Genomic DNA, 26,373 nt, shown 5'->3' with positions numbered 1-26,373 from the left:
TTTTATTTTTCTAAAACTTGATAATCTCACAATTTTTAGATTTGATAACGTTTACAAAAATAGTATACTCTTATTTTAAGGATAGTTTAAACTACTAATTATAGAAAAAACTCCACAAATTATTTTATGTGGAGAACTTTTTTATATAAGAATAGTTTTCACGAGAAACTTTTTTCCTGAATAGAGTTTTTCTAGGTCGTATAAATAGTCGAAGCTGTCGCAATGGTATGCCACTGGTTGGCTGTTGTTGCTGCGAAGTCCTTGTCTGCGTAGAAGTCAGTAAATGGAAGAATCTCTACTTCTAGTTCGTCAATACGAGAGATTTCGCCTGCTAGGTAGTTTTCAATGCGACTTTCTGCTCGCTTGATCCGCTGCAAGAGTCCACCCATACGGATATCTACTGTATCCAAACCAAAGACCTTGTTTTCTTTCAACCATTGCTGGCTAAAGAGCTTGTGGAAGTTTTCAATCTCACTTCTGAGTTTTGGCAGTTCTTCTCTAGCGATTTGTTGCAAGCTGTCTTTATCATCCTCTTGATAAGCCTCACGAATGCGTCGTCCCACATCCACTTTGCTACTTAAAATAGCATTCAACTGGGCCTGAGTTTCGAAAAGATAAGCGTAGGTACCTGCTTTTTCTTTGATAGCAGCAAGAGTCACAGCTGCCTGGGCAAAGTGCGGTTTGTCTTGTTCAGGTGTCATGTGCTTATCAAGAATTGGGCAAAGAATATCCTGGTAAAAGACATAGCGGTTGGGATTGATGCCACTGAGATTATCTGGTAGGTCTGGCAAGAGATTGGCAAGATCAAGCTGCATAAAGTCCTCAACCGATAGACCTGTATTGGTCTTGAAATGATCTGACAAACGGTCTAAATCGTTGCGGTAGCTGAGTTCTGCCCAGATTTGTAGACTTGGCAGAATAGAGAACTGAGCTGTTTCACCACCATTATCTCCCCAACCAGTCACAATGACTTCCTTGATCTGATTAGCACGGCAGGCTTTGTTAGCTTCGACAGCGATGAGACGACTGAAATGGTTGTGTGGTGTGAAACCAATCCACTTCCAAGCACCACCTGCAAAGGCAATATCCTGGCTAATCTTGTGGTGGTTACCGAAGTTACGGTTGTATTTTTCTTCGCTATCCTGATAATAATCCCAGTAAACCAAGGTCACACGGTCTTTTAGACGATCTAAGTAAATACGAGTTTCTTCTGGAATTTCAACATCACGGTCGTACTGGCCATCTGCTGACATGAGTTTGAAGAACATATCGCTCCACATCTGGCAGTGGAAACCATACTTGTCTGCAATATCCAGCACGCGCTCCAAATGTTGGCACATGAGGAGGCTACGGTCCACAACACCGTTTAAGATAAGATATCGTCCCAAACCAACCAAGTGGGCTTCGTCCATGCCGATATTGACCTTGCGTGTTTGTAGTTTAGACAAAGTAGCAAACATGCCGTCGATTAGGTCGTAAACTTTTTCTTCGCCGATGAGGAGAATGTCCTCTACATCACGAAGTTGCTGGACTTCTTTGACACCCCATTTGACAAAGGCTGACAAGTGGGCCAAGGTCTGAATACAAGGTACAAAAGTCATGTCAAACTGCTGGGCATAGGCTTCGATTTCCTGTAATTCTTCAGCTGAATAAGCCCCACGGAAATAACCAAAATAGGGTTGCCCTTCAATCTGATAGGTGTCTTCCATATAGAGCTCAAAGGTTGAATAACCCATGAGAGCCAAGACTTCAATCATCTGTTTGGCAGATGCAACATTTAGAACCGCATTACGGGAACAATCCGCCATGTAGGCTAAATCTTCATAAGCCGCTTGCTCCTCAATCTCCACCTTGTCACCTTCTGCTAATGCTGTTGCAAGAACAGACAAGGCGCGATAGAGTTGATGAGGTTTTCGATAGGTCAATTGATAGTTTCCGCCCTCACCCTTGATAGAGATAGAAGCTAGGTCAGACTGAGAGACTGCCACTTCTACATCTGGTAGAGAAATGTGCTTTTGAAGTAAGTCTATAGCTTGCTGTTGTTTACTGCTAATTCCGGTAAAATTTACCATTGGTTTTCCTCCTGTAACCAGTTGACAAGGGCACCGTAGAGATTGGCATCTGCCTGATAGGTGCAAGCTTGAATCACTGGAGCAATTGTATACTCTTCATATCTTTCCACAAAGACGTCTACCGCTTTTTGCACCCCTTTGATAAAATCTGGGTTCTGACTGATAGAGCCACCTAGGCTAATGACATCTGGGTCGATTAGGTACTGGATATTGAGTAGTCCTTGAGCTAGATTACGATTCATACGCTCAATGGCTTCTTGGCAAAGGGCATTGCCTGCTGCAGCCTCTTGGTAAATCTTACGGCCATCCCAATCAGACTGTCCTGATTTTTCAATCACATAGCGAACCATGTTTCCTGTAGAAGCTAGTTGTGACCAGTTATTGAGTTTTTCTGCTGGTTCGATGGTTGTCATGTAGCCAAACTCTCCACCCAAGCCATGACGGCCTCGGTGAAGTTTACCATTGATAATCATGGCCCCACCAATCCCTGTACCAATCACAATACAAGCTGCATTTTCAATCTCAGGATGAGCTAGCAGTTCACTAAGTCCAACACAGTTGGCATCATTTTCTAGATGGACAGGTAGATGGTGATGAGCAAGGGCCTGGTACCATGAAAATCCATGAATGTAAGGAATGGCACTAATTCCCTCAATCACTCCTGTTTCTTGATTGACCGCTCCTGGAACACTCATAGCAATCCCACGATAGTCCTGTTCTGACAAGCGTTGGTCCAACCAAGCCAACAAATCTTCTAGAGTTTCTGGGGTTGGAGTGCTGGTCTTATCTAAAATCTTTCCATCAGGAGTTAGACTAGCAAACTTAATGCCAGTCCCTCCGATATCAATCGTTGCAATGGTCATTGCTTTCACCTGTAAAAAGGAGCGAGTCAGTAGTTGGTTCTTACTTTTTCGCTCCTCCTTTCTGTTTATGTTTTCTTTTTGAAATTAAATTTCTTCTTTTTGAATGAATTCTGTACGAATTTCCTGTGGTGCCAATAGTCCTGAATGGACTGGGTATGGGCGTTCCAACAAGTCAAGAATGGTTTGTTGTTTTTCAGACACACGGATATTTTCTTGACTCATGTTGTAGTAACGAAGGACATAACCTTCTTCATTCTCAGCCACCTTAAAGGCTGTTGGGCAGACTTGTGGCAAACTGAGTGCCGGATTGTTAAAGAGGCTACCCGTTGCTGCAACGCTACCCTCTTGTTTTGCAACTTGAAGAGCTGTAAATGGCACCTGAAAGGCTTTGGCATGACGGAAAGCTGAGAAGCGTTCCCCTGCTTGGTGACATTCTACTGCAAATTCAACTTCGATATCACGCAAGCACTGAGCTTCCGGCGTTGGGAAGTAACCCCAGTCACCAAGTTCGCCTGAAGCACGAAGAAGGGTTACAGCCATGGTGTCATCTCCAAGGATTTCATACTCGTGCAATCCTTTATTAGATACTGTCACTCCTTTTACATCATCATACAAGCTGACAAAAGCTTGTTGGTGTTGTGGATTTTCAGGATTTTCCCAAGAAGCTGCTGGTTTATTTGGTCTTGTCACAACTTCATAGATGCTTTCAGAAGCATTGCTTGGACGAGTATTATGAGTTTTCACCAAGAGACGGATGCGGTGATCCTTGGCTGTGTTAGTAAAGCGAGTCTTGAAGCGAATCTGTGGATTGTCCACAAAGACAGTCATTTCTGTTTCAAGAGGAATGGTTGTCAACTCTTCTGAACGACCTGCATCTCGTTTCATGAACTCGATGATACCTCTTTGCTCCGCATCCAATTTTTCATCTGCGCTAACTGGAATAGTCAAGTCATGTTTGAGCAAGATTTTGGCATAGCGAGCATTGTTTTCTAAGACTTCATAACCTTTCAGTTGAGCATAAATTGGCTCAGTTCCTTTCGGCTGGAAGTAAATGTACTCGTTACCAATATCTCCACGGTCCTCGAATTGGATGAAATCTTCGTAAGCTTCATTAGTAGTCTTGTCGTAAACTGTAATTCCTTGGTCTACACTGACAGTTACGAATGGGGTATCAATGACTCCATTTTGGTAAATACCATCACGGTGATCTACTTGACCTTCGACCAATTGGAAGCTTGCCCAAGAAAGCGGTGCAAGGTGGACTGGGATTGTCACGCGCACTTGGCGTGCAATATAGGGTTGGCGGAATTTATCCTTAGGCAAAGTATAGCCAAAACTTGCTCCCAAGTCTTCAATCTTGGCTTCAATGACATGACCATCCAAATCTTCAACATGGTAATCTGGCAAGGTCACGGCTGCCATCTTCTTGTAACCTTCAGTCGGATGCAATTCTTTAAAATCACAAGTCACAACATCCACTACAACACTAACTGTATCAACCTTGTCATGTAAAGCTGTGTTGACAACGGTAAAGAGGTGGTCGCTTTGCGCTTCCTGAGTTGCTATTTTATGTTTCCACTCATTGAGAAGGTTAGTCTTGACAAAGTTTCCAACCTGATTGACCTTGGCAAAACGAGTTTCCATTTCACGGTGAACTTCGTCAATACTACAACCACAGATACTATCGTGCGGTGCATTTTGCAAGAGCACTTTCCATGCATAGGTCAATTGGTCCTTGTGGTTATGACCGCCAGTGAGAATAGTCAATGGTTCCACAACCTGCTCTAACAAGTTGCTATTTTCTTGGAAGGATTGTTTGAGGTAAATACGTGAAGAAGAGGTGTTAGCAAGAGTATACCAACCATCCGTTTCCTGGCTAGTCAACTCACCTGTAACCGTTGATAGGTGTTCAGGAAGTGCACTTTCCACTGCTTGGACATATTCGTCAAATGAGCTATGAATAAAGGTCACGTCAGGGAAGAGTTCGTTTGCCACACGAATGGCTTCGCTCAGATTTCTCTGAACAGGTTGGTGGTCACATCCGTTCATCATCAACCATTGGTTGGTAGAAGCATAGTCGCGAACGTCTGCCAATTTTTGTTTCCAGAAAGCCAAAGCTTCATCTTTATCTACTGGAATTTCATTCCCGTTACTGTACCAGTTAGCAAAGAGAATACCAAGCACACGGCTACCGTCTGCCCCTTGCCAGTACATTTCAGAAAATTGAGAGGTAAACTGCTCATCTTCAAGGACTTGGTTGTCAAAGCCGATTGGTTTGACACCACGACCAAAGGCTGCTACGTGAATACCTGATTTTTGAAGAATTTGAGGAGCTTGCCCCATATTTCCAAAGGTATCTGGGAAGTAACCAATTTGAGTAGATTTGCCCCATTTGGCACATTCAGCCTGACCAATCAAGGTATTGCGGACATTGGCTTCACTGGAAATCAAATAGTCATCCTGCAAGATATAGAAAGGACCAATCTTAAGTTTGCCTTCGTCGATATAGCGCTGCACCTTGTCACGGTTTTCAGGGCGAATTTCTAAATAGTCATCAAGGACAATGGTTTGTCCATCCAGGTGGAAACTTTTGAACTCAGGATCATTTTCAAAAAGATCAAAAAGATTGTCAAAAAGTTCCACCAACTGCATACGGTGACTTTCAAAAGGTAGATACCACTCACGATCCCAGTGACTGTGAGAGATGATATGTACAACAACATTTTCCATGAGTAAAACCTCATTCTAACTTAAATTTAAAAATATATTTGTGATTCTTTAGAAGAACCTATTGAGCTAAGGCTCATTAGCGAATATCTAGGTAATCCAAGACCAATTCGCAGAACATCATGTTGGCCCATGAGAACCATTCACGAGAGTAGAGAGTCGGATCGTCTACGTGGAAGCTTTCGTGCATGACACCTGTTCCACCATCGCAGGCAACGAGTTGATCTAGCAAATGTTTTTTCTCCGCCTTATCCGTCGTTGTCAATCCTTGGATAGATAGAGCAATCGGCCAGATATAACGATAGAAGGTATGTGAACTTCCGAGTCCACTTGCGTACTCTCCTTGGTAGAAGTATGGATTTTCAAGACTGAGAATAGTGCGACGAGTGGCTTGATAAACTTCATCGTTAACATCACAATAGCCCAGATACGGAGCAGCTAACAAACTTGGCACGTTCGGATCATCCATGATGCTAGCATTTCCTAAACCATCTACCTCAAAGGCATAAATCTTTTCACCCTTGCTGTTAGTGGTGTAGGCGTAATTTTCGATTCCTTCTTGAATCTCAGTCTGCAGGCGTTTTGCATCTGCAATAATACTTTCACTATCAGCTAGATTCAATTCTGCAAAGATTGCATGGACATAACCCAAAACAACTACTGCAAACATATTGGAAGGAATCAAGTAGCTATACTGACAGCAGTCATCACTTGGACGAAAGGCTGACCAGGTCATCCCTGTCACAGCAAAGTCTGGCCCAAAGCCGTCATTTACCAAGGTATCTTCCTTACGATCAGTATCACGGACGAAGCGATAAGACGAGTTCTTATGATCTTGTTCCACCGTCCAGAGATGAAGGATTTCCTTAGTCGCTGTAACAAAGGTTTCATCAAATTGACTAGTTTCTCCTGTTTCTTTCCAGAGAAGATAAGCCAACTGCAAGGGGTAGCAAAGCGAATCCACTTCATACTTGCGCTCCCAAATCCAGCCATTGAGGTCTGTATGGTCTGTCTCGTGGTGCCCCTTCCAGTTCTCTTCAATGTTGAAGGAGTTGGCATAGGGATCTTTGAGAATCAAAGTCATCTGACGTTTGACCAAACCTGCAATGGTTTGACGCAAACGAGGGTCTCTTTTAGCCACATGGAGGTAAGGTCTCAGCTGAGCAGTTGAGTCACGAAGCCACATAGCTGGGATATCTCCCGTCAGTACAAAGGTCGAACCATCTTCTAAAATCTCAACTGTATTGTCCAAGGTGTCTGTGTAGCAACGTTCAAAGACATCAACCCACTCAGGATGCTCCTTGGCACGCTCTGCTACCTCATCTAGCCACTCTCTGACAATTTCTTTTGAATAAACCATAAACTATTTTGCCTCTTTCAAACAGATTTTCATTTTCAGTATATAGCTTTTAGTCCAGAAAATATATACACAAATGTTAGTCATTATTCTACAAAATTGTTATATTTGAAAGTCATTTTCTAAAAGTCTCCTTTTTCTGATATAATGTAGAAAACTACTGAAGGAATTACTATGAAACCTATACTTGAATCCATTGATACGCGTTTTGGAACAGCCAGTAAACATGAATTTTCACGAGGAAACACCCTACCCTACACAGGTGTTCCTTTTGGCATGAATTATTTTGTCCTCCAAACTAGCGACCAGGAAGGTTCTTGGTTTTTTGATCCCCATCTTCCAATCTTTCAGGGTATTCGACTAACCCACCAACCTAGCCCTTGGATTGGCGATTACTCCTGGCTCTTGCTGACACCAATTACAGGAGAAATCAGCGGCGATACTCTCTTTCATCGTCAATCTTCTTATAATCTTGAACGTGCTATTTTTAATCCTCATTTTCTAAAGATTTTTTCTGAGCGTTATCAGATTGAAACGCAGCTAAGTCCTACTTGCTATGGTGCTTCCCTTCAGATAAGACAAGGACAAGGAAAGAACCTCTCCCTCTATCTTCATGCCACAGATGAACTGACAGTAGAACAAGTCGATGAGCGAACTCTGGCCCTGAGACAAGAAGGTGAAACCGAAACCAATAAAAATCCCCTCGTCATGTATACTGCTCTCGCATTTTCTGTAGAAATCCTTTCTATTACGCAAGAGGGGCAAGACTGGCGTATTGACTTGGCTGGAGCGGAAGTTCAAGTTCAACTGGCAACTTCTTTTATTTCCAAAGAACAGGCCCTCTTTAATCTTCCTAAACAGGTTTTTGAAGAAACAAAAGCAGATGCCAAAAAAAGTTGGGAAGAGCTTCTAGGCCGTTTTGATGTCGTGGAAACTGGTCCAGTAAACCGAACATTTTTTGATCACTGTCTTTATAGACTCTTTCTCTTCCCGCAAACCTTCTATGAGGTAAATGAGCAAGGTGAAAGCATCCATATGGACCTCGCTTCAGGAACAGTTAAACCAGGTTTTCTCTTTACCAACAATGGTTTTTGGGATACCTTCCGCACTTCTTTCCCACTCTTTGCCTTGATTATTCCGGAACGCTATCGTCAGTTTCTCGAAGGCTTCCTCAATATCTACCGCGACACTGGGTATCTCCCTAAGTGGCTGGCTCCTGACGAACGAGGCATGATGCCTGGTACTTTGATTGATGGTCTTATTGCAGATAGTGCTTGTAAAGATATGGCACCTGATCTTGAAGAAGAATTTCTCAAAGCTATGCTTGAAACTGCGACTAAGGCTGATCCAAAAGTTATCAACGGACGACACGGCCTGGCACAATACCAAAAGCTAGGATATCTATCTACAGACATCCATGAAAGTGTCAGCCATACCCTAGACTATGCTTACAGTGATTTTTGTATCTCTACCTGCGCATCAAAATTAGGTCAAAAAGAGCTGGCACAAACCTATGCCCACTATTCTAAAAACTATCAGAATCTATTTGATCCTGAAACAGGATATATGAGGGCGCGTGATGTAGATGGCAACTTCCGCCCTGACTTTTCTCCTTATAGTTGGGGCCAAGATTACGCTGAGTGTTCAGCCATCCAAGCCAGTCTCGGTGTCTTACACGATATTTCTGGACTTAGTCAACTAATGGGTGGAAAAGAAGCCTTTAGCAACTATCTTTTGAAAGCTTGTCAAAGTCTCCCACTCTTTGAAACGATGGGTTATGGATATGAAATTCATGAAATGAGCGAAATGGCAACAGCGCCATTTGGTCAACTAGCCATTTCAAACCAACCAAGTTTCCATATCCCTTATCTGTTCCGCTACAGTAATTATCCCCAATATACCAGTCTCTTAATCAAGACTCTCCGTCAAAAAGCCTTTCGAGCTGGCTGGGATGCTTATCCAGGAGATGAGGATAACGGTAGTTTATCGGCTTGGTATGTCTGGTCCACTCTTGGGCTTTACCCAACCTGCCCAGGAAAAGCAAGCTATGATCTTGGGATTCCGCTCTTTGATCACCTTCGTGTCTATCTTGCAGAAAAAAACCAGTGGTTGGATGTTCGTACTCAGCAAAATCATGAACACTTCCACTTTGTACAAGACTGCCATCTTGACGGAAAAGAAGTTCAGAGTATTGGTCACCAGGATTTGCTAAACGCCCAATCTCTCGACTTTACCCTCAGCTGGTTACCAAATCACTAATAGTTCAAATCCCTTTGTCTTGTACAAGGGGATTTTCTGATTTATACCAAATCCTCCACAAAGTTATCCACAGATTGTGTATAACTTTCAATCAACTTTCAAATCAATTTCATGTACTTCCAAACGATTTCTCTCAACCATTTTTTTGACATTCTAAAGTAAAACACCCTCAATATCCTGTTCTATCAGTTTTTATAACCGACTAGCTTAGTACTCAACTCACACATTCTATCTCTTTTTTCTAAACTAACATTTAGAAAACAATTGTTTATTTCACAAAGTTATCCACAGATTGTGTATAACTTTTACTCAATTACAAACTCCAGCTGATAAATTCCCCCTACATTTTTTATAGGAAATTTCGGATTTTGTTAGGCGCTTTCAAAAAAACATGATATACTGAATTAATAGAAAAGGAGACATTATGAAAAAAGATCAACACCAACTTAATTGGCTGATGGTTTCTCTGATTGCCTTCAACATGGTTTGGGGGCTAGGAAACGTCGTCAACAACTATTCTCAACAGGGAATTTCAGTCGTCGTATCTTGGGTTTTAATCCTCGCACTCTACTTTATCCCTTATTCTCTCATCGTTGGACAACTAGGTTCTACCTTCAAGGAGAGCGGAAGCGGTGTTAGTGACTGGGTTGAAAAAACATCAACCAAACGTCTCGCCTACTTTGCTGCTTGGACCTACTGGGTTGTGCATATCCCTTATCTCGCACAAAAACCTCAAGGAATTCTAATTCCGCTTGGTTGGGCCTTGCAAGGTAACGGACAATTCCTTAAACAAATCGACATCCACTGGATCGTTATTCTCTGCTTGCTAATCTTTGGACTTTTCCTCTACCTTTCTACAAAGGGATTGGCAACTCTAAAAGTCATTGGTAGCTTAGCAGGAAGTGCTATGTTGGTTATGTCTTTACTCTTCGTGCTTTTGGCTGTCGGTCTGCCTTTCATCAAGCCAGATATTCAGTTTGCGACACCACACATGGATCAACTAAGCACCTATATTCCAAACTTTGATTTTTCTTATTTTACAACAATCTCACTACTAGTCTTTGCAGTTGGGGGTTGTGAAAAAATTTCCCCTTATGTGAATCAAACTCGCAACCCTGCAAAAGAATTTCCAAAAGGTATGATTGTCATGGCCATCATGGTTGGTCTCTCTGCTATCCTCGGATCAGTTGCAATGGGAATGCTATTTGATGGCAATAACATCCCTGAAGATCTCATGCGTAATGGTGCTTATCAAGCCTTCCAAATGCTAGGAAATTCTTGGGGCGTTGGAAACCTCTTTGTCGTAATCTATGCTCTTACAAACATGGTCGGACAAATCGCAGCACTTGCCTTCTCCATTGACGCACCATTACAAATCCTTCTCAATAACGCTGATGAAAACTACATCCCAAGCTGGCTTCGCAAACGTACTGAAAAAGGTGTCCTCATTAACGGCTACCTTCTTACAGGTGTCCTCGTTAGCCTTATCATCATCCTTCCAATTTTTGGTATTCAGGAAATTGACGGACTTGTAAAATGGATGACCAACCTCAATTCGATCGTAATGCCAATGCGTTACCTCTGGGTATTCCTTGCCTATATGATGCTCAATCGTGCTTGGAAAACATACAAAAATGCCGAATACAAGTTTGTGAATAATCCTAAACTTGGTTTTGTTATCGGTACTTGGTGTTTCCTCTTCACTGCCTTTGCTTGTATCCTTGGTATGGTTCCAAAAATTAACTACGCTGAGAATCCAACTGCTTGGCAATTCTCTCTTCTTACAAACATCTTAACCCCAATTATTCTGATTGGATTAGGTGTGATTCTACCAGTACTTGCCAAAAAAGAACAAAAGAAACAAATCAAGTAAGTCTACTACTAGCTGGATAAAATCGCTTTTATCTTTTCTTGCAAAATTTTCTCAGCAAAAATCCCCTTAAACGTTACTGTTCAAGGGGATTTCTTTTTGTTTAATAGTCTATTTTTTACTTGGCCTCATACCAAGTGACGCCTTCATTTTCATCAGCAATGAGGGGCACACTGAGTTGAATGGCATCTTCCATGGTTTGTTTGACAAGTTTTTTGATGGCAGCTAATTCTGACTTAGGCACTTCAAGAACGATTTCATCGTGTACTTGTAACAGCATCTTGGTTTTATAACCACCCTCGACCAAGGCTTTATCTAGCTGAATCATAGCGATTTTGAGAATATCTGCAGCCGATCCTTGGATAGGTGAGTTGATGGCTGTACGTTCCGCAAAACCACGAATGTTAAAGTTGCGCGAATTGATATCTGGCAACTCACGACGACGTTTGAAGAGAGTCTCTACATAACCCTTATCACGCGCTTCACGCACCACTTCATCCATGTAGTTTTTGATCCCTGGGAAGCGTTCAAAGTAAGTATCAATATAGGCTTTTGCTTCCTTACGGCTGATGCCCAGATTATTAGACAAGCCAAAGTCTGAAATCCCGTAAACCACTCCAAAGTTAACCGCCTTGGCATTACGACGGTCATTCGGAGTCACATCCTCAGGACGTTCAATTCCAAAGACACGCATGGCTGTAGAGGTATGGATATCTGCCCCTTCTTGGAAGGCCTTAATTAAGTGCTCATCCTTAGAGATATGCGCCAAAACGCGCAACTCAATCTGTGAATAGTCCGAGCTGAGAAGGACACTGTCCTCCCACTCTGGCACGAAAGCCTTACGGATAAGGCGCCCTTGTTCCAAACGAACAGGGATATTTTGCAAGTTTGGATCCACACTAGACAGACGCCCTGTCTGAGTCAAATCTTGCACATAGCGCGTGTGAATCTTGCCATCAGCTAAAATCCAGTCCTGCAAACCAATCACATAAGTGGATTGAATCTTAGCAATCTGACGGTAATCGAGAATTTTCTTGACGATTGGTGCAATAGGAGCTAGACGCTCCAATACATCCACGGCTGTCGAGTAGCCCGTCTTGGTTTTCTTGGTATATTCGAGAGGGAGACCTAGTTTTTCAAAAAGAAGGACGCCCAATTGCTTAGGTGAGTTGATATTAAACTCCTCACCAGCCAACTCATAAATCTCTTGCGTCAGCTTTTCAATCACCAGCTCATTTTCAGCCTGCATCTCAAGAAGTGTTTCTTTTTTGACCTTGATCCCAGCTATTTCCATCTTAGCAAGGACAAAGGCTAGAGGTTGCTCCATGTCATAAAGGAGGTCCAATTGTCCGTTTTCGCTTAATTTTTCAAGTAAAATAGGCTCTGTCTCAACCAATACAGCAATCTTACGAGCCAAGTGTTCCAAGAGTTTCTCTCGCTCTGGGATAGCTTTTTTTACACCTTTACCGTAGAAGGTTTCATCATCAACCAAGTATGTTTGACCGTAGAGACTAGCAATGGTTGAGATTTCATTATTCTCGACTGTTGAGAGAAGATACTTAGCCAAACGACTGTCAAAAGCAGGAGCCTGCAAATTCAAACCAAAGCGATTTAAGAGAACCTTAGCTTTCTTAAAATCATACACTTTCAGAGGTGTTTTTTCTAGAAAATCCTTGAAAATTGGGTCTTGCAAAAGTTCAAGATTGTCTGTGGCATAGAGCTTGTCTCCGCACGACCAGGCAAAGCCAATCAAGTCATCTGTATGGTAGTTTTCTCCAAAGAGTTCAAAGTGGAAGATAGAGTCCGCACTTAGCATATCTTGACTGACTTGGTCAACAATAGTAAAGTCCAAACTCTCAGCCACATCAGCTGATGATACATTTAAAGCCTGCTTGAGTTGTTTGAAGCCCATCTCATCGTAGAATTTCCCAAGATTTTCCACATCTGGACCGCTATAAACCAAATCATCCAGTCCAATCTCAATCGGTGCTTTCGTATCAATCGTTGCCAGTGTTTTAGACAGAAAGGCTTGCTCCTTATCATTGATGAGATTTTCCTTCATCTTAGAAGCCTTCATCCCATCGATATTTTCATAAATACCTTCGAGCGAGCCATGTTCTAACAAGAGCTTGATACCCGTCTTTTCACCAATCTTAGTTACACCAGGGATATTATCTGACTTATCTCCCATGAGGGCTTTAAGATCAATGAACTGAGTTGGTGTGATGCCCATCTTTTCCATGAGATATTCTGGTGTAAATGCCTCAAACTCAGCTACACCTTTCTTAGAAATCTCAACCACTGTATGTTCATCTGTCAACTGGATCAAGTCCTTGTCTCCACTGACGATAGTTACATCAAATGAATCTTTTTCAGCCAAACGACCCAAGGTACCAATGATATCATCCGCCTCATACTGGGCTAACTCATAATGACGAATCCCAAGATGATCTAGCAACTCACGGATAAAAGGGAATTGCTCACGAAACTCATCCGGAGTCTTGGCACGACCACCCTTGTAGTCTGCATACATCTCTGTACGGAAAGTCGTCTTTCCCGCATCAAAAGCAACCAAGATATGACTCGGTTGAACACGCTCCAACAGGTGATTTAGCATCAAATGAAAACCGTAGATTGCATTGGTATGTAGTCCATTGTCATTTTTAAAACGATCCAGTTGCTGGTAAAGTGCAAAAAATGCTCGGAAAGCAACTGAAGAGCCGTCAATCAATAATAATTTTTTCTTGTCCATACACCCATTATAAAGGAAAGCAGGGAAAAATACCATTAGGAAGAGCCCAAATGCTGAATAACACTTATGAGACTGGGTTTTCTACTCGAACTCCATCAGCATCAACTTGAAATCCATCGATAGTCGTATTTACTGCCAATTCTCCAGATGCATTTACATAGTAATGTTTTCCTGAAACCTGGAACCACTGACTGGTTTTCATAGCTCCAGAACTTTCCAGATAATACCAAATACCTTTATCCTTCAGCCAACCTGTCTGCATTTCACCAGATGACTTCAAGTAATACCAATTCGAACCTTCTTTTAACCAGCCTGTCGTCATTCTACCATCAGCTTGCAAATGATACCAGTTCCCATTAATCTTCTTCCAACCGACTGCTATCTGACCATTTTCATAGTAGTACCAACTTGTTCCCTCTTTTTCCCAACCATTTTTAGAACTACTTGTTTTAGTTAAGGGGATATAGCGTCTGTTTCCACTTCGTGAAATATAACTAATCCATTTATATCCTTCTTTTTCAAAGGTTTGATCATAATGAACACTCATTCCAGCTTCGTAGTAATCAATGACAGTAGCTGTCAGTGTCGGCTGATCCATAATAGCTGATTTTTCTGTGAAGTGATGAGTTCCACTGAAAGCTAGTAGAGACTGATGAGGCCCTACACTAGCATTCCCAACATCTTTAAAGTGAATAAAACCAGTCATAGAACTCGCCTTTACAATTCTACGATGATACGTTTCTGTATAATCGTAATTGTACTCCTCAATTTCAATCATGTCTCCAATCACATTAGATACCCAAGCTACGTGACCATATTGCCCTCTTGTACTCCAAGCAATCGCACCAATTGCTGGTTGCTGGTCCACACGATAGCCTTCTTTTTGGGCTCGATAACCCCATTGATTGGCATTCCCATAAGCAGCTGGTAGCTCAAAACCATTGATGCTACTTAAACGAAAAGCAGCAAAAGAGGTACACTGTCCTGAGTACATGCGCCACTTATCAATTTTTTGACTTCCATTTTTATAATAATAGGGATAATCATCTCCACGTGCCTGTGATCCATTGTTTGCCTGGTTGGCATGAACAGTTCCTCCACCAAATAAAAAAGCTCCTGCTAGTAATAATGAAGCTGATCCTACAGCTGTCTTTCTGAGAAAAGTTCCCTTTTTATGTCCTGCTATAGTAAATGTCATTCATTCTCCTTCAAATAATTAGATTTTTGAGGTTGACCTCATCTATATCATTCGAAAGAAAATAAAAAAAGTGAGAAATCTTCTCACTTTCATGATTAGCCTTAATCCAAATAATGAATCAGGTTCTTTTCTGTTAAAATATCTGAATAGGTGAAAGATTCAACATAGACATTAGCCTGTTTGTCTCCTTCAACATTTCCAAACTCAACGATGAAGAGCGATGGGTAAACCTCAATTAGTTTTCCCAAACGATTCTTTTGGCGTTTACGACCATTTTCTAAGGTCATTTCTACCACTTGTCCCTCATGCGCCTTAATTTCTTCTTTGATTTTTTTCATTTTAGCCACATCTGTAAATGCGTCTGTCATCTTGGTTCCTCCATCTTCGAAATACTTGAAAATTTATTATATTCTTTTTGGAAAATCAATTCTACCGTTCCGCGAGCACCGCTACGGTTTTTCTCGATAATCACTTCTACTTTATTATTTGGAATGCCTTCCTCCTCTTCACCACCGCGCTCATAATAGTCATCACGATAGAGAAAGGCTACGATATCAGCATCCTGCTCAATAGATCCAGATTCACGAATATCAGACAAAACTGGTCTCTTATCTTGACGTTGCTCTACACCACGAGAAAGCTGACTGAGAGCTATAACTGGAACTTTGAGTTCTTTTGCTAGGATTTTCAACTGACGGGAAATCTCAGATACTTCTTGTTGACGATTTTCTCGACCAGTCCCTGTGATCAGCTGAAGATAGTCAATCAAAATCAAGCCTAGATTACCTGTTTCCTGAGCCAGTTTACGGGAACGAGAGCGAATTTCTGTGATCCGAATCCCTGGTGTATCATCAATGTAGATACTTGCATTAGCCAGATTACCCTGAGCAATCGTATACTTGCGCCATTCTTCCTCAGTCAATTGACCTGTACGGATAGAATGCGACTCTACCAAGCCTTCTGCAGCCAACATACGATCGACCAAACTTTCAGCACCCATTTCCAGAGAGAAAATAGCAACTGTCTTGTCTAATTTGGTTCCGATATTTTGCGCAATATTCAAAGCAAAGGCTGTCTTACCCACCGCAGGACGAGCTGCCAAAATAATCAATTCTTCCTCATGCAGACCTGTCGTCATGTGATCTAAATCTCGATAACCTGTCGCAATACCCGTGATATCTGAAGTCTGTTGCGAACGAGCTTCTAAATTCCCAAAGTTGATATTCAATACATCGCGAATATTTTTAAAGCCATTTCGATTGGCATTCTCACTAACGTCAATCAAGCCTTTTTCTGCACGAGCAATAATTTCGTCAGCAGGTTGAGAAGCTTCATAGGCTAGGTTTACAGACTCTGTCAACTTAGCAATTAGACGTCGAAGCATAGCCTTTTCTGCTACAATTTTAGCATAGTATTCCGCATTGGCAGAGGTTGGCACCGAATTGACAATCTCAACCAGATAAGACAAGCCTCCGATAGTTTGTAAATCACCCTGGCTATCTAGTATCGTCCGAACTGTGGTTGCATCAATAGCATCTCCACGATCAGATAAATCAACCATAGCCTGAAAAATCAAACGGTGAGCATACTTAAAGAAGTCCTGTGAATCGATATATTCTCGGACAAAAACGAGTTTAGTCTCATCAATAAAAATGGCTCCTAAAACAGATTGTTCTGCCAGGATATCTTGAGGCTGAACACGCAGTTCTTCAACTTCTGCCATCAGACTTTCCTTCCTTTTACAATATTGTCAACCAATCGTAAATTAAGCTTCCTTGACACGAAGATTGATTACACTTGTTACATCTTGATAAATCTTAACCGGAACATCAATCAAACCAACTGCTCGGATTGGTGATTGAACTTGAATGTGGCGTTTATCAATTTTAATACCAAATTGTTTTTGCAATTCTTCTGCAATCTTCTTGTTAGTAATTGACCCAAAAGTTCGTCCGTCTGGACCAACTTTTTCGACAAACTCAACGATTGTTTCTTCTGCTTCCAGTTTTGCTTTAATTTCCTTCGCTTCTGCAAGCATCTCTGCATGTGCTTTTTCTTCTGATTTTTGCTTACCACGCAACTCACCAATGGCTTGAGCTGTAGCTTCCTTAGCAAGGTTTTTCTTAATTAAAAAGTTTTGTGCATATCCAGTTGGTACTTCTTTAATTTCACCTTTTTTCCCTTTACCTTTAACATCTGCTAAAAAGATTACTTTCATTCTTCTGACTCCTTTTCTTTTGTTTCATTAAAAATAACAGTTTTCAGTTTATCTCCTGCTTCTTGCAGGCTCATATCTGTCAAACGTGCTGCAGCTAAGTTAAAGTGACCACCGCCACCTAACTCTTCCATAATTCGTTGGACATTGATCTTACTTCTGCTTCGCGCAGAAATGGAGATTGCTCCTTGACTATTTTTAGCAACTACAAAGCTGGCCTCTATACCAGACATGGCAAGCATAGCATCAGCAGCCTTACTAATAACAACCATATCGTACTCTTTATCCTCCAAAGCTTGAGCAACCAGGATTGATGGCTGTACCATTTGCCCTTGTAAAATTAATTCATTTACCAATCGATATTCTTCAAAATCAGTGGCCGAAATTTCCTGAATGACAATGCTATCACTCCCTCTCGTTCTGAGATAACTTGCAACATCAAAAGTTCGACTAGTTACCCGAGAGGTGAAATTTTTAGTATCCAACATCATTCCCCCCATAAGAACACTAGCCTGAATACGACTCAAACGTTTCTTCTTAGAGTTTTGAAATTGAATCAATTCTGTTACTAGTTCACTAGCACTACTAGCTCCACTCTCGATATAGGTAATGACCGAATTATCTGGAAAATCTTGGTCACGACGATGATGGTCAATGACAATTGTCTGGGTAAACAAGTCATAAAACTCTTTGGATAAGGTTAAAGCTGTCTTAGAATGGTCAACCATCACCAGTAAGGATCGTTTGGTAACCATTGTCATCGCTTGATTTAAAGGAAGAAGTTTTGAAACACCCTCATCTTCCAAATAATTGACAGCTCGAGCGATATCTGGAGACAGCTGTGTAGGATCATAAACCACATAACTATCTTCTAGTACATTACTCGAAAACAACTGCATTCCAACTGCTGAACCAAGAGCATCCATGTCAAGATTCTTGTGACCAACAACAAAAACTCGATCGACACTTTTAAGTTTATCTGAGATAGCTGTCATCATAGCACGAGTTCGTGTCCGAGTTCGTTTAACAGATGCTGCTGAACCGCCTCCAAAGTAGATTGGATTTTTGGTTTCATCATTCTCTTTTACAACTACTTGGTCACCACCACGAACTTCGGCTAAGTTGAGATTGAGGAGAGCAACCTTCCCAATCTGGTCATGATTACCATCACCATAGGAAACTCCTATACTCATCGTTAGTGGTAAATTCCGTTGCTTAGCTTCCTCACGAAAGGTATCAATTACAGAAAACTTATCCTGCATCAAGTGATCAAGTACAGTGTAGTCAGTAAATAGATAAAATCGATCCATACTCACTCTACGAGAAAACATGGCATGTTTCCCAGCAAATTCTGAAACAAAATTTGCAACAAAGCTATTAATATGACTAATATCTGATTCAGACGTTTCATTTTCCAAATCATCATAGTTATCAACTGAGATAATCCCGATTACCGGTCTACTTGTCACAAGCTCAGCAGTAGCCTCATACTCACCAGAAACATCAAAAAAGTATAAGACACCTGAATTTCTATCTAAATGCACTGCATAACGTTTCTCCCCAACAATGGCATAAGCCCCTGGAGTAGAAATCGAACTCTTTAAAATTTTTTGAAATTGAGGAAAATCAATTTCTCCATCCTCAGTTGTTAAAATTAATTCCGCATAGGGATTGAACCATTCAATCTCACTGCTGTTCATGTTTAATTTAACAACTCCGACAGGCATTTGCTCTAGGAGGGCACTCAAACTATCCGTAGCCTGATGATTGACATACTGGATTTGCTCGATATCTGTTTTTTTGTAATATTTTTTCTGGAAATTAAATAGCAGAACATAGAATACGATAAATAAAAATAGACTTGCTATAGTGATAAGATTATCCTTTACTAACACAATCAAAATGGTCATAATCGTAAAGGTTACCATAGCAATAAGATACATAAAAAAGGGATTTATTTCATTTTTTTTCATTACAAACCTCTTGCGCATTATTATACCATAAATATGGCCAAAATGCGACTTTTAAAGAGGTATCCCTAGAGTCAATCAAGAGTAAAATGTCCAAACTAAAAAGTGGTTTACACTAGTGTAAACCACTTTTACAAACTAATTATTAAGATTATTTAACTTCTAGAAGACCGATATCTCCATCTTCACGACGATAGATAACATTTGTTGTTTCATCTTCAACATCTACATAGATAAAGAAGTCATGTCCCAATAAATCCATCTGTAAGATGGCTTCTTCCAAATCCATTGGTTTCAAATCAATTTGTTTTGAACGAACAACTTTTGGTTGTGCTACATCTAAGTCCTCAACTAAAGCATCTGTAAAGAGTTGACTTGTTGATACTTTATTTCTGTTCTTACGTTCAATTTTAGTTTTGTTTTTACGAATCTGACGTTCAATCTTATCTGTCACCAAATCAATAGAACCGTACATATCTTGAGAAATATCTTCTGCACGAAGAGTAATAGATCCAAGCGGAATGGTTACTTCTACTTTAGCAGTCTTTTCGCGGTAAACTTTCAAGTTAACACGCGCATCCAATTCTTGGTCTGCTTGGAAGTATTTTTCGATCTTTTCGAGTTTAGAAACTACATAATCACGAATTGCTTCTGTTACTTCTAGGTTTTCACCACGGATACTATATTTAATCATATAAGTACCTTCTTTCTAAACATATTTGTTTTTCTAATTATATTATAACGCTTTCATAAAATTTTTGCAAACTTTTTCCTCATCTTGCGAGGGAAAAAGTTTTAATATTCTGACAACCAGCCTCTAATAGCATACTTTTAAGACGATTCAAGGTAGTTCCAGTTGTATAAATATCATCAAAGAGTAAGATATTTTCTGGGGGCTTCACGCCATCTTTCAGAAAAAATGGAAACTCTGTAAGTAAACGATCAGCTCGATTTTTTGAAGAACTAGCCTCCACTTCTTTTTTAACCAAAATATCCAGATATGCTAACCCAGTATCCTTTATCAAACCCTCAACTTGATTAAAGCCTCTGCTTTTTAAACGCTCGTCACTCAGAGGAACAATCACAATCTGATAGTCCTTATACTTCTTTAACTCTTTTTGCAATATCTCAGAAAATACCTTTCTAAGAAGATAATCACCATCAAATTTATAGCGACTAAAATATTCTTTCATGGCCTGATTATAGGAATAAAGAGCCACATGATCAACCTTTACACCTTTTTTACACCAAAATTGACAATCTTGACAAATAGTTGACAAACCTTTTTTAAAACAACTCGGACAATGATTACCACCAATGCTCTCGAAAGACGAAATACAGGATTCACAAACTAGTTCCTCCTCCTTTTTAAAACAGAGCAGGTTAGTAAAAGTTATCTCTGTTTGCAAGCTTTTACCACACAATAAACACTTCATACTCCTGCCTCCTGATTCATTTGCTTAATCTCCTTTATGGCTTTCTTAATGGACAGATTGAGTCCGTCATGGAAAAATATCAGTTCTCCGGTAGGACGATCCATGCTTCTTCCAACTCGCCCACCAATTTGTACTAAACTTGACTTGGTAAAGAGTTGATGATTGGCTTCCACCACAAAAACATCTACAAGAGGGAAGGTAACTCCACGCTCTAATATAGTTGTGCTTATTAATATCGTCAACTCTCCATCTCGAAAGGCCTGTACCTGCTCTAATCGGTCTTCTGTGATTGAAGATACAAATCCTATTTTCTCATTCGGAAACTTCGCCTGCAAAATTTCTTTTAGCTTTTCTCCCTTTTTAATCTCAGAGGCAAAGATTAGTAAGGGATAGGCCGTCTTTCTCTGTTTCTCAATGTAAAGTTTTAATTTTGGAGGTAAGCCATTTTTTTCTAAATATCTATTAAAATGCGATAACCAGATTGGCTTGGGAACAATGAGAGGATTTCCATGAAAACGACGAGGTAAACTAAGACGCTTTAACTCCCCTTGTTTAACTTTTCTATCTAACTCATCAGTTGAAGTTGCTGTTAAAAATATTCTCAATCCGGTCTCCTTTACACAATTATTGACAGCATGGTAAAGTACAGGATTATCAACATAAGGGAAGGCGTCTACTTCATCCACAATCAATAAATCAAAAGCTTGATAAAATTTTAATAGTTGGTGAGTGGTTGCTACAACTAAAGGTGTACGAAAATAGGGATCCGACTCCCCATGTAGTAGCGCAATATCACATGCAAAATCATTTTGTAGTCGTTTATGGAGCTCTAGGCAAACATCAATTCGTGGACTGGCCAAACAAACAGCTCCACCTTGATCAATCACCTTGGCAACAACTTGGTAAATCATCTCTGTCTTACCAGCTCCTGTCACTGCATGTACCAAGGTAGCCTCCTTCTTATCTACCGCCTGAAGGAGTCCTTGTGATACCCGCTCTTGAAATGGAGTCAGTTGACCTGACCATTTGAGTACATCTTGCTTGGGAAAACATTCTTGCGGAAAGTAATAGAGTTTTTGATCACTTCTTATTCGCTTCATAATCAAGCATTCTAGACAATAAAAAGCACCAATAGGCAAATGCCATTCTTCTTCTATCTGACTACCACAACGCTGACAAGATAGTTGCCCCTTTTCTTTTTTCATGGATGGAATTTGTTTTGCTTGTTGTCTCTCCTCATGACTTAATTCTTGCTCGGTAAAAAGGCGACCGAGATAATTTGGATTTACTTTCATATTTCTTTATTCGTAAAATGTAGAACTTTACGCTATTTTTTAGTACAATAAAAATATGGAATACATAACTATAAAAGAGGACGGACAAGTCCAAGAAGAAATCAAAAAATCACGCTTTATCTGTCATGCCAAACGTGTCTATAGTGAGGAAGAGGCTCGTGATTTTATCACAACTATTAAAAAAGAACACTATAAAGCTACCCACAACTGCTCTGCTTTTATTGTCGGTGAGCGTAGTGAAATCAAGCGAACTAGTGATGATGGAGAACCTAGTGGGACTGCTGGCGTTCCTATGCTAGGAGTTCTGGAGAATCACAACCTTACTAATGTCTGTGTTGTAGTTACTCGTTATTTTGGTGGTATCAAACTAGGGACTGGTGGTTTGATTCGCGCTTATGCTGGTAGTGTTGCCCTAGCAGTTAAGGAAATTGGCATTATTGAAATTAAAGAACAGGCAGGGATCCAAATTCACATGTCCTATGCCCAGTATCAAGAATATGGGAATTTTCTTAAAGAGCATAATCTCATAGAATTAGAGACAAACTTTACAGATCAAGTTGACACTATGATTTTCATTGATAAAGAAAAGAAAGAAGGTATCAAGGCTGATCTCATTGAATTTTTCAATGGAAAAGTTACTCTAACTGACAAAGGTTTACGTGAAGTTGAAGTACCTGTAAACCTATCGTAAAGAAAGGAAATATCATATGGCTTTTGGAAGATTAATTCAGGGACTCGCTGGAAACTTCAGTGAGCAAAGTAAAGAAGCTCTTACCAAGGAGTTTGGACAATATTTATTAGAAAATGAAGAAATTCAAAGCGGATATAAACTCATTCGTGACTCAATTATCTTTACAAATATCCGAATCATCTTTACAGATAAACAAGGGGCAACCGGACGGAAGATGTCTATCAAATCAATTTTCCTCATGAACATTGTCAATGTTGAAATGGAAACTGCTGGACTTGGGATTGATGATAGTGAGATTACGATTACTTATTTAGAAAATGCCTTTTTAAAATCTCACAATGAGCATTTTAATTCTCACAAATTTGAATTTCCAAAGAAAACTGATATTGTACCTCTTTACACCTATCTATTTGACTTAGCTTATCATAATCGTTTGAATATGAATGGTTTGAATCACTGATATAAAAAAATCCTATCACTCCGATAGGATTTCTATATTTTACAAAAGTTAAAGTTAGCGTTATACTAGTAGCATCTTATATAAAGAGGTGCTAATATGGCAATTTATAACAATATCACAGAACTCATCGGTAGAACACCGATTGTTAAATTGAATAACATTGTACCAGAAGGTGCAGCAGATGTTTATGTAAAACTTGAAGCTTTTAACCCAGGATCGTCAGTTAAGGACCGTATCGCCCTAAGCATGATTGAAAAAGCAGAACAAGAAGGTAAATTGAAACCAGGTTCTACCATTGTAGAAGCAACTAGTGGGAACACTGGTATTGGTCTCTCATGGGTTGGTGCCGCTAAAGGCTATAAAGTTGTTATCGTTATGCCTGAAACAATGAGCGTGGAACGTCGTAAAATTATCCAAGCTTATGGAGCTGAACTAGTCCTCACTCCTGGTAGCGAAGGAATGAAAGGTGCGATTGCAAAAGCGCAGGAAATTGCTGCTGAGCGTGATGGTTTCCTACCATTACAGTTTAATAACCAAGCTAACCCAGAAGTTCACGAAAGAACAACAGGAGCTGAAATTCTAGCTGATTTCGGAGCTGATGGTTTAGACGCCTTTGTTGCCGGTGTTGGTACTGGAGGAACTATTTCTGGTGTTTCTCATGCTCTTAAAACTGCTAACTCAAACATTCAAGTTTTTGCTGTTGAGGCAGACGAGTCAGCTATCTTGTCTGGTGAAAAGCCAGGTCCTCACAAAATTCAAGGTATCTCTGCTGGATTCATTCCAGATACACTTGATACAAAAGCTTACGATGGTATCGTTCGTGTAACATCAGATAATGCTCTTGCACTTGGCCGTGAAATCGGTGGAAAAGAAGGATTCTTAGTCGGTATTTCTTCTGCAGCAGCTATCTATGCAGCAATTGAAGTCGCTAAAAAACTTGGAGCAGGTAAAAAAGTCCTTGCGCTTGCACCAGATAACGGAGAACGTTACCTATCTACAGCACTCTATGAATTCGAAGTGTAGTCTCCTAAATACACTAAGCCCTTGTATAGGGCTTTTTGTTTATCTTTTAAAATAAAAAAGGATTCCTATGAGTCCCCTCTAACAAAAGAAAAGGAAGCAGATTTGCTTCCTTACTTTTTTATTAGTTATTCAAGGCTGCTGCCATTGTAGCTGCAACTTCTGCTTCAAAGTCGTTTGCAGCTTTTTCGATACCTTCACCAACTTCAAAGCGAGCGAACTCAACTACTGAAGCGTTAACTGATTCAAGGTAAGCTTCAACTGTCTTGCTGTCATCCATGATGTAAACTTGTGCAAGAAGTGTGTATGCTTGGTCAACTTTAGTGTTGTCAAGCAAGAAACGATCCATTTTACCTGGGATGATTTTATCCCAGATTTTTTCTGGTTTGCCTTCTGCAGCCAACTCAGCTTTAATATCAGCTTCAGCTTGAGCAATCACTTCATCAGTCAATTGAGCTTTTGATCCATATTTCAAGTGTGGAAGAGCTGGTTTACCAACCATAGCACGGCTTTCATTATCTTGGTCGATAACGTGGTTCAATTGTGCCAACTCATCTTTAACAAATTGCTCATCCAATTCTTTGTATGAAAGAACTGTTGGTTTCATAGCAGCGATGTGCATTGAAATTTGTTTAGCAAGTGCTTCGTCTCCACCTTCGATTACAGAGATAACACCGATACGTCCACCGTTGTGTTGGTATGCTCCGAAGTGTTGTGCATCTGTTTTTTCAATCAAAGCAAAGCGACGGAATGAGATTTTTTCTCCGATAGTTGCTGTTGCAGACACATAAGCCGCTTCAAGAGTTTCACCTGAAGGCATTGTCAAAGCAAGAGCTTCTTCGTTGTTAGCTGGTTTTCCTTCTGCGATCGCTTTAGCTGTTGCGTTTACCAACTCAACAAATTGAGCGTTTTTCGCAACGAAGTCAGTTTCAGCATTTACTTCAACAACTGCTGCAACGTTACCGTCAACATAAACACCAGTCAAACCTTCTGCAGCAACACGGTCAGCTTTCTTAGCTGCTTTTGCCATACCTTTTTCGCGAAGCAATTCGATCGCTTTTTCGATATCGCCTTCAACTTCAACCAATGCTTTTTTAGCGTCCATAACACCAGCACCAGATTTTTCACGCAACTCTTTAACAAGTTTAGCTGTAATTTCTGCCATTTTGATTCTCCTATATTTTTTAAAAATAGGAGAGCCGGGCTAAGCCCCGCCCTCCTAGGTAATTACTATTTATATGAATTAAGCGTTGTCGCCTTCTACAACTTCAACGATTTCTTCGATTGAGTCTGCTTGAGCTTCTGAAGCTGCAAATTCTGCTTCAACTGCTGCAACAGCATCTTCACCTTGGCGACCTTCGATGATAGCGTCTGCCAATTTAGCTGTAATCAACTTAACTGCGCGGATAGCGTCATCGTTAGCTGGGATGATTACATCGATATCGTCTGGATCTGTGTTTGTGTCAACCATCGCTACAACTGGGATTCCCAATTTTTTAGCTTCTTTAACAGCGATTTGCTCTTTATGTGGGTCAACTACGTACATTACATCTGGAATACGAGGCATATCTTCGATACCACCCAAGAATTTTTCAAGACGTGCACGTTGTTTGTTAAGAAGTGCAACTTCTTTCTTAGGAAGAACTTCAAAAGTTCCATCTTCTTCCATACGTTTGATTTCTTTCAAACGAGCGATACGTTTTTGGATTGTTCCCCAGTTTGTAAGAGTTCCACCCAACCAACGGTGGTTGATGAAGTATTGACCTGAACGTACTGCTTCTTCAGCAACTGCGTCAGCTGCTTGTTTCTTAGTACCAACAAACAATACAACTGCATCATTAGCTGCAGCATCACGCATGAAGTCGTATGCTTGGTCAGCGTATTTTACAGTTTGTTGCAAGTCGATAACGTGGATTCCGTTACGCTCAGTGAAGATGTACTTAGCCATCTTAGGGTTCCAGCGACGAGTTTGGTGACCAAAGTGTACACCAGCCTCAAGAAGTTGTTTCATTGAAATTACTGCCATGAGTATTTCTCCTTTTTGTTTTTTTCCTCTTCTTGATTTCAGCTTGCAAAACGACCCAAAGGCAACAGCTTCACAATTCATCAAGAATGAGTATTATCGTTTACACGACAAGTTACATTGTATCATAGTTAAGCTTTTTTTTCAAGTAATTTTGCTAGTTTT

General features: G+C 40.5%; 20 protein-coding genes. 5 read left to right on the top strand and 15 right to left on the bottom strand.

Translation table 11 applies throughout. From position 1 onward, the window contains the following. Positions 1-191 precede the first annotated feature (191 nt). The 4 genes from AAFQ93_RS02140 to AAFQ93_RS02125 all read right to left on the bottom strand — a co-directional run bounded on the left by AAFQ93_RS02140 (position 192) and on the right by AAFQ93_RS02125 (position 7,022). The gene (locus AAFQ93_RS02140) at positions 192-2,072 is read right to left on the bottom strand and encodes a beta-N-acetylhexosaminidase (protein ID WP_375555480.1); all 1,881 of its coding nucleotides are present in this window, start codon (positions 2,070-2,072) and stop codon (positions 192-194) included. Further along, positions 2,066-2,935, bottom strand: coding sequence for an ROK family protein (locus AAFQ93_RS02135; protein ID WP_375555479.1), 870 nt, complete (start codon positions 2,933-2,935; stop codon positions 2,066-2,068). The genes AAFQ93_RS02140 and AAFQ93_RS02135 overlap by 7 nt, the downstream gene beginning before the upstream one ends. Positions 2,936-3,019: 84 nt before the next feature. Next, a complete protein-coding gene (locus tag AAFQ93_RS02130) occupies positions 3,020-5,665 on the bottom strand; it encodes an alpha-mannosidase (protein ID WP_375555478.1) in 2,646 nt (881 codons plus the stop codon). A 76-nt stretch (positions 5,666-5,741) separates the two neighbouring features. Beyond that, positions 5,742-7,022, bottom strand: a complete 1,281-nt coding sequence (locus tag AAFQ93_RS02125; RefSeq protein WP_375555477.1) for a glycoside hydrolase family 125 protein — start codon at positions 7,020-7,022, stop codon at positions 5,742-5,744. A gap of 171 nt (positions 7,023-7,193) precedes the next feature. On the opposite strand from AAFQ93_RS02125, the gene AAFQ93_RS02120 reads away from it, so the two are divergent. Both AAFQ93_RS02120 and AAFQ93_RS02115 read left to right on the top strand, forming a co-directional pair. Next, complete coding sequence (locus AAFQ93_RS02120) at positions 7,194-9,278, top strand: GH92 family glycosyl hydrolase (RefSeq protein WP_375555476.1); 2,085 nt, start codon at positions 7,194-7,196, stop codon at positions 9,276-9,278. Between the two features lie 424 nt (positions 9,279-9,702). Next, positions 9,703-11,151, top strand: coding sequence for an APC family permease (locus tag AAFQ93_RS02115; protein WP_016466502.1), 1,449 nt, complete (start codon positions 9,703-9,705; stop codon positions 11,149-11,151). A gap of 115 nt (positions 11,152-11,266) precedes the next feature. Here AAFQ93_RS02115 and polA read toward each other — a convergent pair whose 3' ends face one another. The 9 genes from polA to AAFQ93_RS02070 form a co-directional block, all read right to left on the bottom strand. Continuing rightward, on the bottom strand, positions 11,267-13,900 hold the full coding sequence (gene polA, locus AAFQ93_RS02110) for a DNA polymerase I (RefSeq protein WP_375555475.1): 2,634 nt from the start codon (positions 13,898-13,900) through the stop codon (positions 11,267-11,269). Positions 13,901-13,964: 64 nt separating this feature from the next. Continuing rightward, positions 13,965-15,098 (bottom strand): SH3 domain-containing protein, encoded by a 1,134-nt coding sequence (locus tag AAFQ93_RS02105; RefSeq protein ID WP_375555474.1) that lies wholly within the window; start codon positions 15,096-15,098, stop codon positions 13,965-13,967. A gap of 101 nt (positions 15,099-15,199) precedes the next feature. Then, a complete protein-coding gene (locus AAFQ93_RS02100) occupies positions 15,200-15,466 on the bottom strand; it encodes a Veg family protein (protein WP_000128621.1) in 267 nt (88 codons plus the stop codon). Then, positions 15,463-16,821, bottom strand: coding sequence for a replicative DNA helicase (gene dnaB / locus AAFQ93_RS02095; protein WP_000852500.1), 1,359 nt, complete (start codon positions 16,819-16,821; stop codon positions 15,463-15,465). The genes AAFQ93_RS02100 and dnaB overlap by 4 nt, the downstream gene beginning before the upstream one ends. A 42-nt stretch (positions 16,822-16,863) precedes the next feature. After that, positions 16,864-17,316 carry a 50S ribosomal protein L9 gene (gene rplI / locus AAFQ93_RS02090; RefSeq protein WP_000864204.1) on the bottom strand — a complete coding sequence of 151 codons (453 nt, stop codon included), beginning with the start codon at positions 17,314-17,316 and terminating at the stop codon, positions 16,864-16,866. After that, the gene (locus AAFQ93_RS02085) at positions 17,313-19,286 is read right to left on the bottom strand and encodes a DHH family phosphoesterase (RefSeq protein ID WP_375555473.1); all 1,974 of its coding nucleotides are present in this window, start codon (positions 19,284-19,286) and stop codon (positions 17,313-17,315) included. Before AAFQ93_RS02085 ends, rplI begins: the two co-directional genes overlap by 4 nt. 148 nt (positions 19,287-19,434) lie before the next feature. Continuing rightward, positions 19,435-19,977, bottom strand: a complete 543-nt coding sequence (gene hpf, locus AAFQ93_RS02080; protein WP_045762429.1) for a ribosome hibernation-promoting factor, HPF/YfiA family — start codon at positions 19,975-19,977, stop codon at positions 19,435-19,437. A gap of 79 nt (positions 19,978-20,056) precedes the next feature. Next, the gene (locus tag AAFQ93_RS02075; protein ID WP_223140380.1) at positions 20,057-20,719 is read right to left on the bottom strand and encodes a ComF family protein; all 663 of its coding nucleotides are present in this window, start codon (positions 20,717-20,719) and stop codon (positions 20,057-20,059) included. Next, positions 20,716-22,014 (bottom strand): DEAD/DEAH box helicase, encoded by a 1,299-nt coding sequence (locus AAFQ93_RS02070; protein WP_223140379.1) that lies wholly within the window; start codon positions 22,012-22,014, stop codon positions 20,716-20,718. Before AAFQ93_RS02070 ends, AAFQ93_RS02075 begins: the two co-directional genes overlap by 4 nt. 55 nt (positions 22,015-22,069) lie before the next feature. Here AAFQ93_RS02070 and AAFQ93_RS02065 point away from each other — a divergent pair, with 55 nt between their 5' ends. The 3 genes from AAFQ93_RS02065 to cysK all read left to right on the top strand — a co-directional run bounded on the left by AAFQ93_RS02065 (position 22,070) and on the right by cysK (position 24,188). Further along, a complete protein-coding gene (locus AAFQ93_RS02065) occupies positions 22,070-22,705 on the top strand; it encodes a YigZ family protein (protein ID WP_223140378.1) in 636 nt (211 codons plus the stop codon). Positions 22,706-22,721: 16 nt separating this feature from the next. Continuing rightward, a complete protein-coding gene (locus tag AAFQ93_RS02060; RefSeq protein WP_045762425.1) occupies positions 22,722-23,165 on the top strand; it encodes a PH domain-containing protein in 444 nt (147 codons plus the stop codon). Between the two features lie 96 nt (positions 23,166-23,261). Then, complete coding sequence (cysK, locus tag AAFQ93_RS02055) at positions 23,262-24,188, top strand: cysteine synthase A (protein WP_153224651.1); 927 nt, start codon at positions 23,262-23,264, stop codon at positions 24,186-24,188. 121 nt (positions 24,189-24,309) lie between these two features. Here the strand turns inward: cysK and tsf are convergent, their stop codons facing one another. Beyond that, a complete protein-coding gene (gene tsf, locus AAFQ93_RS02050; protein WP_000808094.1) occupies positions 24,310-25,350 on the bottom strand; it encodes a translation elongation factor Ts in 1,041 nt (346 codons plus the stop codon). 78 nt (positions 25,351-25,428) lie between these two features. Then, the gene (gene rpsB / locus AAFQ93_RS02045; protein ID WP_000268462.1) at positions 25,429-26,211 is read right to left on the bottom strand and encodes a 30S ribosomal protein S2; all 783 of its coding nucleotides are present in this window, start codon (positions 26,209-26,211) and stop codon (positions 25,429-25,431) included. Positions 26,212-26,373: the final 162 nt, after the last annotated feature.

The sequence above is a fragment of the Streptococcus nidrosiense genome, from assembly GCF_042140045.1.
GTDB classification, from domain to species: domain Bacteria; phylum Bacillota; class Bacilli; order Lactobacillales; family Streptococcaceae; genus Streptococcus; species Streptococcus nidrosiense.
This window is presented reverse-complemented; position numbering and strand designations above follow the sequence as displayed.

What these genes read in the sequence shown, in the direction of transcription:
- AAFQ93_RS02140 (WP_375555480.1), bottom strand. Translation starts at nt 2,072, where the DNA reads ATGGTAAATTTTACCGGAATTAGCAGTAAACAACAGCAAGCTATAGAC.
- AAFQ93_RS02135 (WP_375555479.1), bottom strand. Translation starts at nt 2,935, where the DNA reads ATGACCATTGCAACGATTGATATCGGAGGGACTGGCATTAAGTTTGCT.
- AAFQ93_RS02130 (WP_375555478.1), bottom strand. Translation starts at nt 5,665, where the DNA reads ATGGAAAATGTTGTTGTACATATCATCTCTCACAGTCACTGGGATCGT.
- AAFQ93_RS02125 (WP_375555477.1), bottom strand. Translation starts at nt 7,022, where the DNA reads ATGGTTTATTCAAAAGAAATTGTCAGAGAGTGGCTAGATGAGGTAGCA.
- AAFQ93_RS02120 (WP_375555476.1), top strand. Translation starts at nt 7,194, where the DNA reads ATGAAACCTATACTTGAATCCATTGATACGCGTTTTGGAACAGCCAGT.
- AAFQ93_RS02115 (WP_016466502.1), top strand. Translation starts at nt 9,703, where the DNA reads ATGAAAAAAGATCAACACCAACTTAATTGGCTGATGGTTTCTCTGATT.
- polA (WP_375555475.1), bottom strand. Translation starts at nt 13,900, where the DNA reads ATGGACAAGAAAAAATTATTATTGATTGACGGCTCTTCAGTTGCTTTC.
- AAFQ93_RS02105 (WP_375555474.1), bottom strand. Translation starts at nt 15,098, where the DNA reads ATGACATTTACTATAGCAGGACATAAAAAGGGAACTTTTCTCAGAAAG.
- AAFQ93_RS02100 (WP_000128621.1), bottom strand. Translation starts at nt 15,466, where the DNA reads ATGACAGACGCATTTACAGATGTGGCTAAAATGAAAAAAATCAAAGAA.
- dnaB (WP_000852500.1), bottom strand. Translation starts at nt 16,821, where the DNA reads ATGGCAGAAGTTGAAGAACTGCGTGTTCAGCCTCAAGATATCCTGGCA.
- rplI (WP_000864204.1), bottom strand. Translation starts at nt 17,316, where the DNA reads ATGAAAGTAATCTTTTTAGCAGATGTTAAAGGTAAAGGGAAAAAAGGT.
- AAFQ93_RS02085 (WP_375555473.1), bottom strand. Translation starts at nt 19,286, where the DNA reads ATGAAAAAAAATGAAATAAATCCCTTTTTTATGTATCTTATTGCTATG.
- hpf (WP_045762429.1), bottom strand. Translation starts at nt 19,977, where the DNA reads ATGATTAAATATAGTATCCGTGGTGAAAACCTAGAAGTAACAGAAGCA.
- AAFQ93_RS02075 (WP_223140380.1), bottom strand. Translation starts at nt 20,719, where the DNA reads ATGAAGTGTTTATTGTGTGGTAAAAGCTTGCAAACAGAGATAACTTTT.
- AAFQ93_RS02070 (WP_223140379.1), bottom strand. Translation starts at nt 22,014, where the DNA reads ATGAAAGTAAATCCAAATTATCTCGGTCGCCTTTTTACCGAGCAAGAA.
- AAFQ93_RS02065 (WP_223140378.1), top strand. Translation starts at nt 22,070, where the DNA reads ATGGAATACATAACTATAAAAGAGGACGGACAAGTCCAAGAAGAAATC.
- AAFQ93_RS02060 (WP_045762425.1), top strand. Translation starts at nt 22,722, where the DNA reads ATGGCTTTTGGAAGATTAATTCAGGGACTCGCTGGAAACTTCAGTGAG.
- cysK (WP_153224651.1), top strand. Translation starts at nt 23,262, where the DNA reads ATGGCAATTTATAACAATATCACAGAACTCATCGGTAGAACACCGATT.
- tsf (WP_000808094.1), bottom strand. Translation starts at nt 25,350, where the DNA reads ATGGCAGAAATTACAGCTAAACTTGTTAAAGAGTTGCGTGAAAAATCT.
- rpsB (WP_000268462.1), bottom strand. Translation starts at nt 26,211, where the DNA reads ATGGCAGTAATTTCAATGAAACAACTTCTTGAGGCTGGTGTACACTTT.